Annotated in this window: 11 protein-coding genes and 1 pseudogene; 7 read left to right on the top strand and 5 right to left on the bottom strand. The window is 56.2% G+C overall.

What is annotated here, in order from left to right; translation table 11 throughout:
* The first annotated feature begins 94 nt into the window (after nt 1-94).
* The 3 genes from E0E17_RS06110 (at nt 95) to rsmJ (ending at nt 4,494) form a co-directional block, all read left to right on the top strand.
* Nucleotides 95-1,384, top strand: a complete 1,290-nt coding sequence (locus E0E17_RS06110) for a hypothetical protein (protein ID WP_165446207.1) — start codon at nt 95-97, stop codon at nt 1,382-1,384.
* A gap of 297 nt (nt 1,385-1,681) precedes the next feature.
* Nucleotides 1,682-3,724, top strand: coding sequence for an oligopeptidase A (prlC, locus tag E0E17_RS06105; protein WP_130832498.1), 2,043 nt, complete (start codon nt 1,682-1,684; stop codon nt 3,722-3,724).
* An 8-nt stretch (nt 3,725-3,732) separates the two neighbouring features.
* Nucleotides 3,733-4,494, top strand: a complete 762-nt coding sequence (gene rsmJ, locus E0E17_RS06100; protein WP_130832496.1) for a 16S rRNA (guanine(1516)-N(2))-methyltransferase RsmJ — start codon at nt 3,733-3,735, stop codon at nt 4,492-4,494.
* Nucleotides 4,495-4,554: 60 nt separating this feature from the next.
* On the opposite strand, the gene uspA is transcribed toward rsmJ, so the two are convergent.
* Nucleotides 4,555-4,992, bottom strand: a complete 438-nt coding sequence (gene uspA / locus E0E17_RS06095; RefSeq protein ID WP_130832493.1) for a universal stress protein UspA — start codon at nt 4,990-4,992, stop codon at nt 4,555-4,557.
* 416 nt (nt 4,993-5,408) lie between these two features.
* Between uspA and uspB the strand changes: the two genes are divergently transcribed.
* Nucleotides 5,409-5,744, top strand: a complete 336-nt coding sequence (gene uspB / locus E0E17_RS06090) for a universal stress protein UspB (protein WP_130832491.1) — start codon at nt 5,409-5,411, stop codon at nt 5,742-5,744.
* A gap of 44 nt (nt 5,745-5,788) precedes the next feature.
* Here the strand turns inward: uspB and pitA are convergent, their stop codons facing one another.
* A complete protein-coding gene (pitA, locus tag E0E17_RS06085; protein WP_130832490.1) occupies nt 5,789-7,288 on the bottom strand; it encodes an inorganic phosphate transporter PitA in 1,500 nt (499 codons plus the stop codon).
* Between the two features lie 240 nt (nt 7,289-7,528).
* On the opposite strand from pitA, the gene E0E17_RS06080 reads away from it, so the two are divergent.
* Entirely contained in the window at nt 7,529-8,713 is a 1,185-nt protein-coding gene (locus tag E0E17_RS06080; RefSeq protein ID WP_130832488.1) for a BaiN/RdsA family NAD(P)/FAD-dependent oxidoreductase, read from the top strand.
* A gap of 131 nt (nt 8,714-8,844) precedes the next feature.
* Here E0E17_RS06080 and E0E17_RS06075 read toward each other — a convergent pair whose 3' ends face one another.
* Complete coding sequence (locus E0E17_RS06075; protein WP_130832486.1) at nt 8,845-10,233, bottom strand: sugar porter family MFS transporter; 1,389 nt, start codon at nt 10,231-10,233, stop codon at nt 8,845-8,847.
* Nucleotides 10,234-10,543: 310 nt separating this feature from the next.
* Between E0E17_RS06075 and E0E17_RS06070 the strand changes: the two genes are divergently transcribed.
* Entirely contained in the window at nt 10,544-12,091 is a 1,548-nt protein-coding gene (locus E0E17_RS06070) for a methyl-accepting chemotaxis protein (RefSeq protein ID WP_130832484.1), read from the top strand.
* Between the two features lie 178 nt (nt 12,092-12,269).
* The gene (locus E0E17_RS06065) at nt 12,270-13,289 is read left to right on the top strand and encodes an alpha/beta fold hydrolase (RefSeq protein WP_130832481.1); all 1,020 of its coding nucleotides are present in this window, start codon (nt 12,270-12,272) and stop codon (nt 13,287-13,289) included.
* Between the two features lie 13 nt (nt 13,290-13,302).
* On the opposite strand, the pseudogene E0E17_RS06060 reads toward E0E17_RS06065, so the two are convergent.
* Together E0E17_RS06060 and hemB are read right to left on the bottom strand one after the other, a co-directional pair.
* Nucleotides 13,303-14,267 (bottom strand): annotated as a pseudogene (locus E0E17_RS06060) (GGDEF domain-containing protein).
* Nucleotides 14,268-14,370: 103 nt separating this feature from the next.
* Nucleotides 14,371-15,348, bottom strand: coding sequence for a porphobilinogen synthase (gene hemB / locus E0E17_RS06055; RefSeq protein WP_130832479.1), 978 nt, complete (start codon nt 15,346-15,348; stop codon nt 14,371-14,373).
* Between the last annotated feature and the right edge of the window lie 132 nt (nt 15,349-15,480).

The raw sequence follows: 15,480 nt of genomic DNA, 5'->3' as shown, positions 1-15,480 counted from the left end.
TCGCAGGGGCAGGGGAATTCTGCTCTCCTTGCTGATGTTATTTGCCTGCTGCTGTTTTTCTTCGCGGGCAAATAATGATGAAGAAATATTAAATATGTTTAATGAAGCGGCGCAGGGTTTAACCGCTGATGCGCCAGAACCTCGCCAGCGCAAAGAAAACGCGTTAACGACCGGGCAGCAAGCCTGGCAAGCAGAGAAAAAACAGCTGTTGAAACGTATTGCCCGGCTGGAGGCGCAGATATCGACCTGCCGACCCACTGAAGCCGCTGCGCAGCGCATAAAAACGCTGGAAGAGGAGGTGAGAAGACAGCAGCAGACCCTTGTGCGTCAGGAGCGCGCACTGAAAGCGGCGGCTGCGGAGAGTTCGCCGACGTCGGCACAGATCGCGAACCTGACTCAGCAGTTGCAAAGCGCAGAAAAGCAGCTGGCGCAACAGCGAGCCGCCGCGCAGAGCAGCAGCGAGCACTTGCAGCAGCAACTGGCGGAGCGTCAGCAGCAGCTACAGGCGTTGCAGGCCCGACTGGAACGCAGCGAACAGCAGCGCCAGCAGGAGAAACAGCATGCCAGTCGGGCATTACAACAGGCGGAGGCGAACCATCCGCTGCAGACCCGCCTGAGCACCTTACAGCAGCAATACCAGACGGCGCAGCAGGAGGCGGATAAACAGCGCGCCAGAGCGGATAAGCTCGATAAAGCGTTACAGCAACTCAATCAGCTGGTGGCGACCGGCAAAGCCTTTGCGCAGGATGTCAGCCAGATGGTGAAAACAGACACGGCACCGGCGCCCGTGACCCCGCACTCCGATGCCGAACGTGACAGCTATGCGCTTGGCCAGTTCCTGGCGACGCATCTGAGTACCCAGGTGCGTATCATCAGAGACGCAGGCATTCCGCTGGTGACCAGAGCGTTAAATGCCGGTCTGACGACCCGCCTGAGTCAGGAGAAATCGGCGCTGGATAATAAAGAGATGGAGGCGCGTTACAGAAAGCTCGATGAAAAAGTCAGTCAGGGAATGGGCAGCCTGATTGCGCGCAGCTACAAAACGCTGCAGGAGAAAATCGGTAAGCGTAAAGCGCTGAAGCAGAGTGAGGGCATGCACTGGTTCACGGTAAAACCGGCGAAAAGCCGGCTTAAGGCGAAAGCCGTGGTGACGGCAAAGGTAAAAATGACCACACTGAACGGTGAGGTGATCAATGACTTTTCCCAAGAGCAGCTGACTTTCGATCGCGATCTGCCGCCCCTGCTGTATGAGGGGTTATCCCTCACCGGGCCGAAAGGTGAAGTGGAGGGGTGGGCGCTGGCACAGGATATTTTCGATCGTGAGGCCCTGCCAGAATGGGTGGTTCCTTATGACATCATTCACTATCAGCTGACGGTCAGATAGCTTCGCCCCCGCCCGGTCAGAGTGACTTTCCCCCGCACCCGGTGACGCCACGCCATCTGCGCATCGGGTGCGCTTTTGTCGGGTTGGATTTGATTTCGTCCCCGCGCGCAAAGTAGAGTGCAGAATCAGCTTTATCAGGCTGGATGCTACGCCCACATAGCAGGCGGTACGTGTCGACACGCTGGCAGCTGAAAATGCCAATTGACCGCATGAACTGCTGATAAAATAATGTTGGGTATCGCCTGTTTTGCTCTGCGCGTTCATTCGCGCCCTATACGATGATAAAAGGACTGCGCTATGACCAATCCCTTACTGACTTCCTTTACGTTACCGCCCTTTTCCGCCATCCAGCCTGAACATGTGGTTCCCGCTGTCACTGACGCGTTGAATGACTGTCGTGCGATGGTAGAAAAGGTGGTGGCTCAAGGCGCACCTTACACCTGGGATAATCTTTGTCAGCCGCTGGCAGAAGTGGATGATCGGCTTGGCCGCATCTTTTCGCCGGTGAGCCATCTGAACTCGGTAAAAAACAGCCCGGAACTGCGTCAGGCCTATGAGCAGACGCTACCGCTGCTGTCAGAATACAGCACCTGGGTAGGCCAGCATGAAGGGCTGTACCAGGCATACCGCAACCTGAAAGAGGGTGAAAACTACGCCGCGCTGGATGTGGCGCAGAAGAAAGCGGTTGATAACGCGCTGCGTGATTTTGAGCTTTCCGGTATTGGTCTGCCGCCAGAAAAACAGAAACGTTATGGCGAGATCGCCGCACGCCTTTCAGAGCTGGGCTCTGCCTACAGCAACAACGTGCTTGATGCCACTATGGGCTGGAGCAAGCTGATTGTCGATGAGAGCGAACTGGCCGGAATGCCAGAGAGTGCGCTGGCGGCGGCAAAAGCTCAGGCGGAAGCCAAAGAGCAGGAAGGCTGGCTGCTGACGCTGGATATCCCCAGCTACCTGCCGGTGATGACCTATTGCGATAACCAGGCGCTGCGCGAAGAGATGTATCGCGCTTACTCGACCCGCGCTTCTGACCAGGGTCCGAACGCCGGTAAATGGGACAATGGCCCGCTGATGGCGGAAACGCTGGCGTTGCGTCATGAACTGGCGCAGCTGCTTGGTTTCGATTCTTATTCCCATAAATCGCTCGCCACGAAAATGGCGCAAAGCCCCGATCAGGTGATTGATTTCCTCACCGATCTGGCTAACCGTGCCCGTCCGCAGGGAGAAAAAGAGCTGGCGCAGCTGCGCGCTTTCGCTAAAGAGCATTACGGTATTGAGGAGCTACAGCCCTGGGATCTGACCTATTACGGGGAGAAGCAGAAGCAGCACCTGTATACCATCAGTGACGAACAGCTGCGTCCTTACTTCCCGGAGCCGCGTGTGGTCAATGGCCTGTTCGAGGTGGTAAAGCGAATCTATGGTATCACGGCGCAGGAGCGCACCGACGTGGATGTCTGGCATCCTGAAGTCCGCTTCTTTGACCTGTTTGATGAGAACGGCGAACTGCGCGGCAGCTTCTATCTCGACCTCTATGCACGTGAACACAAACGCGGCGGCGCCTGGATGGATGATTGCGTCGGCATGATGCGTAAAGCGGACGGCAGCCTGCAGAAACCGGTCGCTTATCTGACCTGTAACTTTAACCGTCCGGTGCAGGGTAAACCGGCGCTGTTTACCCATGATGAAGTGACCACGCTGTTCCACGAGTTTGGTCATGGCCTGCACCATATGCTGACCCGCATTGAAACGCCGGGCGTGTCCGGTATCAGCGGTGTGCCGTGGGATGCAGTCGAACTGCCGAGCCAGTTTATGGAAAACTGGTGCTGGGAGCCGGATGCGCTGGCGTTTATCTCCGGCCACTATGAAACGGGTGAGCCGTTACCCAAAGCGCTGCTGGATAAAATGCTGGCGGCGAAAAACTATCAGGCAGCGCTGTTTATCCTGCGTCAGCTGGAGTTCGGCCTGTTTGATTTCCGGTTGCATACCGAATTTGACCCGGCAAAAGGGGCGCAAATTCTGGAAACGCTGCGCGAAGTGAAAAAACGCGTCGCCGTGGTGCCGAGTCCGGAGTGGGGCCGTTTCCCGCACGCTTTCAGCCATGTCTTTGCCGGTGGCTATGCGGCGGGTTACTACAGCTATCTGTGGGCTGACGTGCTGGCGGCCGATGCCTGGTCACGTTTCGAAGAAGAGGGCATTTTCAACCGTGAAACCGGTCAGTCCTTCCTCGACAACATCCTGACGCGCGGCGGTTCCGAAGAGCCTATGGAGCTGTTCAAACGCTTCCGTGGTCGTGAGCCGCAGCTGGATGCGATGCTGGAACACTACGGCATCAAGGGATAAGCACAGGCGTGAATATCTGTTTGCTTGATGAATCGGGCGCCGGTAACGGCGCCTTATCTCTTTTAGCCGATCGCTGGCAGCTGCAGCACGACGAAAACGCTACCATGGCGCTGGTGATGACGCCTGACCATCTGGAGTTGCGCAAGCGTGACGAGCCAAAGCTGGGCGGCATTTACGTCGATTTCGTTTCTGGTGCCATGGCGCACCGGCGGCGCTTTGGCGGTGGACGCGGCGAAGCGGTGGCGAAAGCGGTCGGCATTAAAGGCGATTATCTGCCGGACGTGGTGGACGCCACCGCGGGCCTCGGTCGGGACGCCTTTGTGCTGGCGGCTATTGGCTGTCGTGTGCGCATGCTGGAGCGTCATCCGGTGGTGGCGGCGCTGTTGGAGGATGGTCTGCAGCGCGGTTATCAGGATGCGGAGATTGGTGGCTGGTTGCGCGAGCGGCTGACGCTGCTGCATGTCTCCAGCCTGACGGCGCTAAGTGAGATTACACCGCGTCCCGATGTGGTCTATCTCGATCCGATGTATCCCCATCGCCAGAAAAGCGCCATGGTGAAAAAAGAGATGCGCGTGTTTCAGTCGCTGGTCGGAGCGGATGAGGATGCCGATGCGCTGCTGGAGCCGGCGCGAAGGCTGGCGAAAAAGCGCATTGTGGTAAAGCGTCCCGATTATGCCCCGCCGCTGGCGGCGGTGGCGACGCAATCAGCGGTAGTCACCAAAAACCACCGTTTTGATATCTATCCGCCGCTGCCTGCGGCGCAGAGTTAACAGAAAAGGGCCGCACCGGCGGCCCTTTTGCGCTGTACGCTGCCGCCTGCGAGGGCGAAATCAGGCTTCCTCTTCATCGCGCAACGGCACAATCAGCATGTCGATATGGACGGTGTTGATCAGCTGGCGGGCAGAGGACATCAGCTTGCTCCAGAAATCCTGGTGATGCCCACAAACTACCAGGTCCACATCATATTGCTTAATCGCATCCACCAGCACCTGACCGAGGTCACCGCTGCCGCTCAGGGTTTCACTGATCGGATAACCGGCCCCCTGCGACAGTTCGCTTAAGGCGTGGTGGGTTTCTTCGGAGATGCGCTTTTGCATATCGCCCAGGTTAACGTCAATCAGGCCAGTGTAGAGATCGGAGTAATTTACATCCACGTGAATCAGGGAGATTCTGGCATCGTAAGGGCGTGCCAGCGAAACGGCTTTATTGACCAGCAACTGGCTTTCGGGAGAAAGGTCTACTGCAATCAGGATATGTTTATAAGCCATGGTAAAACTCCTTTCACAAGATAGTGGATGGCAACCCCTGCTTTCGTCACCTCACAACATGGTGAATACCCTTGCGGGTGGGCGACGAGCGCCACCGATGTTTCCTGCCTGATACCGCGTGCAGGTAGCTTGTTGTTATACTTTGATTATAGTCGTATTTGTTAACAAATGCTGCAGAGCACGCCCTGGCTGTGAGGCAGATCAAGCGTGGGTTAAATTTTCTCCCGTTCTAAACCCTGATCATCGCTGGAAAAAAATTAACCAGATCTCCTACACTGAAAAAGGTGGGACCTGAATGCCCACAACTTCAGAACAACAACGCAATTCCGTTCATTAAGTGGTTGGCTATTTATCGTGGGACCTGGTCAGTGACTCCCTGTTGCGCCTGTCTCTGCGATTCCAGCCAGGAGGGGAACATGATAAGTACTATCGCGCTTTTCTGGGCTCTTTGTATTGTTTGTTTAGTGAATATGGTGCGTTATTTCTCTTCTCTGCGCTCTCTGCTGGCTGTGTTGCGTGGCTGCGATCCCTTGCTTTATCAATATGTTGACGGTGCCGGGTTCTTTACCTCCCATGGCCAGCCCAGCAAACAGGTGCGACTGGTGCGTTATATCTGGGCGAAACGCTATCTTGATCATCATGACGAGGAGTTTATTCGCCGCTGTGAGCGCGTGCGTGGGCAGTTTGTCCTGACCAGCGCACTGTGCGGCCTGGTGGTGATCAGTCTGGTAGCGATGGCGATCTGGCATTAAAAAAGGCGGCTTGCGCCGCCTTCAGGAAACGGGTTTACGCGTGGTCAGATAATCTGGAGCGCAATCCAGTACAGTGAACCCGAGAGAACTATACATACCGGCAGGGTGAAGACCCAGGCCATGGCGATGTTCTTGATGGTCCGCTTCTGCAATCCGCCACCATCCACCAGCATGGTCCCGGCAACAGAAGAGGAGAGGATATGCGTGGTCGATACCGGCATCCCGGTGTAGCTGGCCACACCGATAGAGAGGGCGGCAGTAACCTGCGCAGACATGCCCTGTGCATATGTCATGCCTTTTTTACCAATCTTCTCACCGATGGTGGTTGCCACACGACGCCAGCCGATCATGGTGCCGATGCCTAACGCCAGCGCCACGGCAACAATAATCCACACCGGGGCATACTCGACGGTAACCAGCATGTCACCCTTCAGCTTGCTCAGGAAGCGCTGATCGTCGGCGCTGGTTTCCGGCAGCTTGGCCGTTTTATCAGCCGTATCGGAGATACACAGCAGCAGACGGCGCATCTGACCGCGCTGCTCTACTGACAGCTGATCATAGCTCTGCAGATTATTCAGCAGGCCCTGCGCCTGTTGTACCGCCTGCAAAGCGCGCGCGCTGTCGCAGTGGAACTCTTGCGGGCCGGTGGGCACTTCTTCCGGCGTCGGCAGCGCAGGCGGCACCATCTGCACGATGTGCGTCAGCGCGCCCTGATGCTGCTGATAATACTGTTCCAGATGATTCACTGCGTCGCGCGTACGCGTGATGTCATAGCCGGAAGCACCCATGTTAACCACAAAGCCTGCGGGTGCTACACCGATCAGCACCAGCATTATCAGGCCGATCCCTTTCTGTCCATCATTCGCGCCATGGGAATAGCTGACGCCAATTGCGGAGACGATCAGCGCGATACGCGTCCAGAACGGCGGCTTTTTCTTGCCGTCAATCTTCTCGCGATCCGCTGGCGTCATATGGACGCGCGCACGTTTTTTCGTGCCGCTCCAGTAACGCCGCAAGAGAAAAATCAGCCCGCCCGCCATGACGAGACCAACAATCGGGGACAGGATTAACGACAGGAAAATGTTAATCACTTTCGGGATATTCAGCGCATCCACCACCGATGAGCCGGTCATCAGGGCATTGGTAAGACCAATCCCGATAATGGCGCCAATCAGGGTGTGGGAACTGGAAGCCGGCAAACCCAGATACCAGGTACCGAGATTCCAGATAATCGCCGCCAGCAGCATGGAAAAGACCATGGCGAGGCCGTGCGCTGAACCGACGTTTAACAGCAGGTCGGTGGGAAGCATATGAACAATGGCGTAGGCCACGCTCAAACCACCGAGCATAACGCCAAAGAAGTTGAAGACACCAGCCATCACGACCGCCAGCTGCGCGCGCATCGCACGCGTATAGATGACGGTAGCAACCGCATTGGCCGTATCATGGAAGCCGTTGATTGCTTCGTAAAACAATACAAACAGCAGGGCAAGAACCAATAACAGGCCGGTACTGAGGTCAAGACCAGCAAACAGATGTAGCATAAACGTTACGCCATTATGGAGGACATGAACGCGGCGCATTATCCGCGACAACGTGCTGTATAGGAAAGGAAAATATAGTCTTTTTTTGCCTTATGCGCGCGTATTGTCTGGCAGATAAGGATAAAAATGTTGAAAAATGAATCGGTTACAATATGACACATTTCCATCATTTTTTTGGCGCTGGCGTCTGCCAGGACAGAACACTACAATCAGCGCCTTTCAGGCAACACGGGTAGAGCAGTGGAAAAGTTTGACGTTATCATTATTGGCGCGGGCGCAGCCGGGCTGTTTTGTGCCGCACAGGCGGGGCAGCGTGGGCGGCGCGTATTGCTGCTGGATAACGGCAAGAAGCCGGGCCGCAAGATCCTGATGTCGGGCGGGGGACGCTGCAACTTCACCAACCTCTATACCGAGCCTGCGGCTTACCTCTCGCACAATCCGCACTTCTGTAAATCTGCGCTGGCACGCTATACCCAGTGGGATTTTATCGATCTGGTTAACCGCCATAACATCGCCTGGCACGAGAAGACTCTCGGTCAGCTGTTTTGCGACGACTCGGCGCAGCAGATTGTCGATCTGCTGCTGGCGGAGTGTGAGAAAGGCAACGTTACCCTGCGTTTGCGCTCTGAAGTGCTCTGCGTCGTGCGCGATGAGGCGGGTTACAACCTGCAGCTGAACGGCAGCGAAGTGTGGGCGGAAAAGCTGGTGATCGCCAGCGGCGGTCTGTCGATGCCGGGGCTGGGCGCCTCTCCCTTTGGTTATAAAATGGCGGAACAGTTTGGCCTGCAGGTTTATCCGACGCGGGCCGCGCTGGTGCCGTTCACCCTGCATAAGCCGCTGCTGGAGCAGCTGCAAACCCTCTCCGGCGTGGCGCTGCCGACGACGATTGAAGCACAAGACGGCACGTTGTTTAAAGAAGCGATGCTGTTTACCCATCGTGGCCTCTCCGGCCCGGCGGTGTTGCAAATCTCCAGCTACTGGCAGCCCGGGGAGTTTATTACCGTTAATCTCTCGCCTGCGACTGCGCTCGATGCCTTTCTTGATGCACAACGTCAGGCGCATCCTAACCTGAGCCTGAAAAACAGTCTGGCGAAGTTGCTGCCCAAACGTCTGGTGGAAGTGTTGCAGTCGCTGGGCCTGGTGCCGGATATCAGCCTGAAGCAGCTTAACAGCAAGCAGCAGGCGGAGCTGGTGGATAATCTGCACCGCTGGCGCATCCAGCCCAACGGCACCGAAGGTTATCGCACCGCGGAAGTGACGCTGGGCGGCGTGGATACCACGCAGTTGTCGTCAAAAACCATGGAAGCGCGTAAGGTGCCGGGGCTTTACTTTATTGGCGAAGTGGTCGATGTCACCGGCTGGCTGGGCGGCTATAACTTCCAGTGGGCCTGGAGCTCCGCCTGGGCCTGTGCGCAGGCAGTGTGAAAATATCCCTGAGCACCGGTCCGTACGCCTATCTCTGGCGATCAGAAGCGGCACAGGAAAGCTGACCGCAAATTTACTGGCTGCCCCAGCTTTCTGCTTGCCAGAAGCCCTCTTGCGAGGGCTTTTTCGTTTCAGGATCCGATTTCGCGCAGCGGTTTACCCTGCATCAGGTTGCGCTCAATATGCTCCAGCGTGACATGCCGGGTTTCCGGCACCAGCCGCCAGGTAAACAGAATAAACAGCAGATTAAGCGCCGCGTAGAACCAGAAGGTGTTCGCGTTGCCGAACTTATCCAGCATGGTGAGAAAGGTGGCACCGACAATCATATTACCTACCCAGTTTGTGGTGGTGGATGCGGTAATGCCAAAGTCGCGTCCTTTCAACGGCTGAATCTCCGAGCAAAGCAGCCATACCACCGGCCCGGCCGCCATGGCGAAGCCGACGATAAACATCAGCAGCATGGCGATAGCGAAATATTTGTGGAAATCTGTTTCCACGCCGAGGTGCAGTAACAACGCCAGCGCCCCCATGCCCACCGCCATCACCAGAAAACTGGTGGTCAGCATCGGCTTGCGTCCCCAGCGATCCACCAGACCAATGGCGATCAGGGTCGACAGCATATTCACCAGGCCGACAATCACCGTGCCCCACATCTGGTCACTGGTGCTGGAAAAGCCCGCGATACTGAAAATTTTCGGCGCGTAATACATCACCACGTTCATGCCGGTAAATTGCTGCATCAGCTGCAACAGCATTCCCAGCCAGACGGTGCGGCGAAAGTGGGTATTGTTTTTAAACAGCGCCCAGCCGCTCTGCTTCACCTGCAGGCTCTCACGTATCTCGTCCAGCTCCTGTTTCGCCTGGGCGCTGGTGCTGCGCAGGCGATCCAGCACGCGCTGCGCCTCATTAAAGCGACCGTGGGCGGCGAGCCAGCGCGGACTGTTCGGCAGAAACAGAACGCCGGCAAACAGGACCAGCGCCGGGATGGCGATAATACCCAGCATGGCGCGCCAGTTACCGCTGTAACTGAAAGCGGTATCCGAAAGATAGGCCAGCACGATGCCGGTGGTAAGCATCAGCTGGTAGAGGGAGATCATCGAGCCGCGAATACGCTCCGGCGCAATTTCAGCCAGATAAAGCGGGGCGGTATAGGAGGCGATACCTACCGCCAGCCCCAGCACAATACGCGCCCCTGTCAGCGATTCCACGCTGGGCGAGAGCGCTGACCAGATGGAGCCGATGACAAACAGCGTTGCGCCAATCAGCATGCTTTTTTTCCTGCCCAGCCGCGAAGAGATCCAGCCCGCTCCCAGCGCACCGAGCGCGGCACCGAACATCATGGCGCTGACTACCCACTCCTGTTCATGGTTACTGATATGCAACTCGTCCGCCAGAAAGGGCAGTGCGCCCGCAATCACGCCGATATCCAGTCCAAACAGCAGACCAGAGAGCGCAGCCATACAGCAGACAAACCAGGTAAAGCGATTTTGGTGTTTTCCGGATGGGGTGCTGGCATTCATTCACGCTCTCCTTAAAGTCAATGCGCTTCATTTTTGTAAAGATTATGTAAAGATAGACTTTCGGGCGTGCGAACGAAGGATTTTTTTTATTATGAATTGCCAGCGTGACTGCCAGGGCGGTTAATAAAAAAGCGATGAAAACTCAATCAGATGGTCAGGATTCGCCATTTGTACAGGCGCTTATTTTATCCTTAAACCACATGTTTACTAATGTATCCCTGTTTTCACAATAAATTATGCTGAGAATTTTCTGAAAGCTTTGGTGATTGTGCCGATATAAGAGAAATAATAATTTCATCAGGAAGTCACCATGTCGCTGAAAAAATCATCGCTCTTTGCGCTGGCATTGCTGTTTGTCATCTTCATGGCCAGCACGCTGTCAAATCTCTGGTTGTTAACTCGCAGTAATCATTCTCTGGATAACGTTAATGCCGAAATTCGGGTGGTGCTCTCTATCATCGACCCGATTAACCATAGCCGTACGCTGCGGGTACGAGCCATGGAATATATGAAGGCTGTCGCCAGCGGTAACACGCAGGAAGCGACGCCGACGCTGGCAGGAGTGAAGGAGGCGGCGGCGAAAGCGGATAGCGCTTTCCAGAGCTATCTGAAGGCGCCAAAACAGTCGGAGGAGGCAAGCCTGGCGAATGATTACCGCAACGCCTGGCTGGCCTATCGTCAACAGGGGTTACAGCCCTTGATCGATGCAGCTGAAGCGCACAATCAACCGGCGTTTGAGGCGCAAATCAGCAAAGTAGCGCAGCTGGATCAACAGTATGAAATCGTGCTGGATAAGGTGCTGGCGCTGCATGAAGCCTATGCCCGCGATCTGAACAGCCAGGCGCAAAGCCACTTCAACTTTGGTATCGGCCTGATTACGGCGTTTGCGCTGTTGTTCCTGCTGGTCATCGTTGCGGTTCTGATGTTCCTGCGGCGCTACGTGTTGACGCCGCTGAACAGCGCACGCGAGCGCTGCCGTGAAATCGCTGAAGGGGCGCTGGATACGCCGGTACCGGTCAGGGCACAATCACGCAGTGAGATTGATGATGTCCTGCGCTCCATGGAGCAGATGCGCCTGGCGCTGACCGACATTATCGGCCAGGTGCGCGACTCCAGCCATACAGTTGCCGCAGCCTCACAGCAGATCGCGGCCGGTAACGTCGACCTGGCGTCGCGTACGGAACAGCAGGCTGCTGCGTTGACGGAAACGGCGGCCAGCATGGAAGAGCTGGGCGCTACGGTACAGCAAAATACCGGCAATGTGCTGCAGGCCAGCCGTCTGACGCGTGAAGCGGTAGAGAATGCCCGCGCTGGCGAGCAGGTCGCGCAGGAGGTGATCACCACCATGAGCCGTATCATCTCCAGTTCGAAGCAGATCGAAGATATTACCAGCGTGATTAACAGCATCGCCTTCCAGACCAATATCCTGGCGCTGAACGCGGCGGTCGAAGCTGCCCGCGCTGGCGAACAGGGACGCGGCTTCGCGGTTGTGGCAGGCGAAGTGCGCAATCTGGCGCAGCGCAGCGCGGTAGCGGCAAAAGAGATCGAAACCCTGATTAGCGAGTCTGTTAATAATATTCAGACTGGCTCAAATCAGGTGTCGCGTACCGGTGAGGCGATTGCGGCGATTATCACGTCGGTAACCCAGGTCAACACCCTGATGGAGCAGATCTCTGTCGCATCTGATGAGCAGAGTCGCGGCATCCGACAAATCGAACAGGCGGTGAACGAGATGGACAGCGTGACACAGCAGAATGCGGCGTTGGTACAGGAGTCCGCCGCTGCGGCCGCGTCGCTGGAAGATCAGGTGCATCATCTGACGCACTCAGTTTCCACCTTCCGTCTGGCTATGCCCTGAAATCCTTTCTCTGAACGAAGCGTGCCATTGTGCACGTTTCGTTGCTGTTTTAGCGGCTTTCGTTCTGTTTCCTGTCTACGCTGAGGAAGGAATGCCATCACTCATGGTGCCGGGCATCTGCATGCCCGTCTGCGCCATGCCATATTGAGTTCTCTTTTATCAGCTAGGAGCATCCCGCATGGGACTGAACGATACGCTAAAAAAACCGCTTGCCGTTTTGCTGACCTCGGTCGCGTTACTCAGCAGCGTCCCGACCCTGGCGGCGAGCTACGGCGAGCAACTGGAGGGATTTCGTTACCCCTGGCCGCTGCAGCGCTTTAGCTTCACCTCTCAGCAGCAGTCGCTGAGCATGGGCTATATGGATGTCAGGCCAGGCGGCAACGCGAACGGGCGTAGCGTCGTGCTGATGCACGGCAAGAATTTCTGCGGCGCCACCTGGGAGAGCACCATCAGGGCGCTGAGCCGCCAGGGCTATCGGGTGATTGTGCCGGATCAGATCGGTTTCTGTACGTCGACCAAACCGGACAGCTACCAGTACAGTTTCCAGCAACTGGCCAGTAATACCCATCAGCTGTTACAGCAACTGGGGGTGAAAAAAGCGGTGATTATCGGTCACTCCACCGGCGGTATGCTGGCTACGCGCTATGCGCTGATGTTTCCGGCGGAAACCGAGAGGCTGGTGATGGTCAACCCCATCGGCCTTGAGGACTGGAAGGCCAAAGGTGCGCCCTGGCGCAGTGTGGATCAATGGTATGAGCGTGAGCTGAAAACCAGCGCCGAAGGGATCAAAAAATATGAGCTGAACACCTATTATGCCGGGCGCTGGAAACCCGAGTATGACCAGTGGGTCGACATGCTGGCGGGGCTGAATAACGGCCCGGGCAAGAAAAAAGTCGCCTGGAACTCAGCGCTCATCTACGACATGATCTTTACCCAGCCGGTGTATTACGAGTTTAAGGATCTCAGGGTGCCAGCCACGCTGATGATCGGGACGGCAGACACCACCGCCATCGGCAGCGATATTGCGCCGCCGGAGGTGAAAGCACAGCTGGGCCATTACCAGGTGCTGGGTAAACAGGTCGCACAACTGATCCCGGATTCACGACTGATTACCTTCCCCGGTATGGGGCACGCGCCGCAAATGGAAGCGCCGGAGATGTTTAATCAGCGCCTGCTGGAGGACCTGAGCACACGCTGAGGGCACAACCGGCTCACTTACGCGCTTTTTTCGCTTTCTTGCTTTCGTACATGGTCGCGTCACTGCTGGCCAGCAACTGCTCCAGCGAGCAGGGATGGTGGGGATCGAAGACCACTATGCCCGAAGAAAAGTCGAGCGGGTAGTGACGCTCCAGATGCCGGATCTGTTGTTGCAGATACTCTCTGAACGCCTGCAACTGCCGCTGCGCTTCATCAGGCTGCAGGCCATTAAATAACACCACAAACTCATCGCCGCCCAGCCGGGCAAACAGATCGGAATGACGAAAGGTCACCTTCATCGCATCGGCAAAGTCCATCAGCGCGCGGTCCCCTTCACGATGGCCAAGGGTATCGTTGATCTGCTTGAACTTATCGAGATCGAGAAAGGCGAGGCTGGCGGTTCGCTGCTTTAACAGGCAATCATTCAGCACCAGCTGGCCCAGCGCCATAAACCCGCGCCGGTTGGTGATCTGAGTCAGCTCGTCCGAGGTCGCCGCCTGAAAGGCCACCAGCTCCGCTTCGGCCATTTCCGCCAGATCACACAGGGCGCGTCTGTCTTCCGCGTTGAAACTACGTGGCTGATGGTCAATCAGACAGAGTGAACCTACGTGCGAGCCGCCGGGCGAGCGCAGCGGACAGCCCGCATAAAAGCGGATATGGGGTTCGCCAAGCACCAGCGGATTGTTGTGAAAACGCGCATCCTGCAGCGCATCCTCTACCACCAGAACCTCATCCTGCAAAATGGTATGGGCGCAAAAGGAGATATTACGCGGCGAGCATTTTTCCTGATAGCCTTCCGCCGATTTAAACCATTGATAATCCTGCTCCACCAGGCTGACCAGCGCAATGGGGACTCAAACAAACGGCGCGCCAGACGCGTCAGGCGATCAAACCGCTCTTCGGTAGGGGTATTAATGATATTGAGCGCGCGTAACTGGCTTAAACGCTGGGGTTCATTGTGAGGGACGGGTGCTTTCATCGCGCGCCTTTTGCTAAAAGTGGACGGGAAAGGGGTCGATATTGCCAGCGCGGCAAAAAACCCTGCAGCTTTAGCGATGGATTGCTGCAGGGCAGTGGTACAATCAGAGCACTTTTTGTTCTGCTAAATCAAGGGCAAAATAGCTGAAAATCAGATCCGCACCGGCGCGTTTAATGGCGCCTAAACTTTCCAGCACCACGTTGCGCTCATCAATGGCACCCGCCTGGGCTGCGAATTTGATCATCGCATATTCACCACTGACCTGATACGCCGCCAGCGGCAGCTCCGTACGTTCGCGGATATCACGCAGTACGTCCAGATAGGCACCAGCTGGTTTCACCATCAGCGAATCCGCACCTTCAGCCGCATCGAGCAGCGACTCACGAATCGCTTCACGGCGGTTCATCGGGTTCATCTGATAGGTTTTGCGATCGCCTTTCAGCGCGGTGCCTGCCGCTTCACGGAACGGGCCGTAGAACGAAGAGGCAAACTTGGTGGAGTAGGACATGATGGCGGTATCGGTAAAGCCCGCCGCATCCAGCGCCTGACGGATCGCCTGAACCTGTCCATCCATAGCGGCTGACGGCGCAATAAAGTCCGCACCCGCCTGCGCCGCTACCACGGCCTGCTTGCCGAGGTTAATCAGCGTCGCATCGTTGTCCACACCGTGATCGCACAGCACGCCGCAATGGCCGTGTGAAGTATATTCGCAGAAACAGGTATCGGACATCACGATCATCTCCGGCACCGTCTCTTTACAGATGCGTGACATACGCGCCACCAGGCCATTTTCATTCCAGGCGTCGCTGCCGGTGGCATCGGTGTGGTGAGAGATACCAAAGGTCATCACCGAACGAATCCCCGCTTTAGCGATACGCTCAATTTCGTACGCCAGGCGTTTTTCCGGGATACGCATCACGCCCGGCATCGCCTCGATCGCTTTGTAATCATCCACCCCTTCTTCAACGAAGATGGGCAGAGCCAGATCGTTCAGGCTGAGTGAGGTTTCCTGGAACATGGCGCGCATTGAGGCGCTTTTACGCAGCCTTCTCGGGCGCTGAATAAGGGAAAAATCAGACATAACAGGTTAACCCGGTAGTATAAAAAAGTACCGTTAGTTTACTCTTTTTGGTGCGCAGTGATGAAGGTTTGTGTGCTGCGCCTGGATTTTTCTTAAGTTTAAAATCCCTCTCCCGCCAGGTAACGGGAGAGG

Source organism: [Erwinia] mediterraneensis (assembly GCF_900604315.1).
In the GTDB taxonomy this organism is placed as follows: domain Bacteria; phylum Pseudomonadota; class Gammaproteobacteria; order Enterobacterales; family Enterobacteriaceae; genus Pantoea; species Pantoea mediterraneensis_A.
Note: the sequence above shows the minus strand (reverse complement) of the source record. Positions and strands in the feature narration are given on the sequence as shown.

What these genes read in the sequence shown, in the direction of transcription:
- E0E17_RS06110 (WP_165446207.1), top strand. Translation starts at nt 95, where the DNA reads ATGTTTAATGAAGCGGCGCAGGGTTTAACCGCTGATGCGCCAGAACCT.
- prlC (WP_130832498.1), top strand. Translation starts at nt 1,682, where the DNA reads ATGACCAATCCCTTACTGACTTCCTTTACGTTACCGCCCTTTTCCGCC.
- uspA (WP_130832493.1), bottom strand. Translation starts at nt 4,992, where the DNA reads ATGGCTTATAAACATATCCTGATTGCAGTAGACCTTTCTCCCGAAAGC.
- uspB (WP_130832491.1), top strand. Translation starts at nt 5,409, where the DNA reads ATGATAAGTACTATCGCGCTTTTCTGGGCTCTTTGTATTGTTTGTTTA.
- pitA (WP_130832490.1), bottom strand. Translation starts at nt 7,288, where the DNA reads ATGCTACATCTGTTTGCTGGTCTTGACCTCAGTACCGGCCTGTTATTG.
- E0E17_RS06075 (WP_130832486.1), bottom strand. Translation starts at nt 10,233, where the DNA reads ATGAATGCCAGCACCCCATCCGGAAAACACCAAAATCGCTTTACCTGG.
- E0E17_RS06070 (WP_130832484.1), top strand. Translation starts at nt 10,544, where the DNA reads ATGTCGCTGAAAAAATCATCGCTCTTTGCGCTGGCATTGCTGTTTGTC.
- E0E17_RS06065 (WP_130832481.1), top strand. Translation starts at nt 12,270, where the DNA reads ATGGGACTGAACGATACGCTAAAAAAACCGCTTGCCGTTTTGCTGACC.
- hemB (WP_130832479.1), bottom strand. Translation starts at nt 15,348, where the DNA reads ATGTCTGATTTTTCCCTTATTCAGCGCCCGAGAAGGCTGCGTAAAAGC.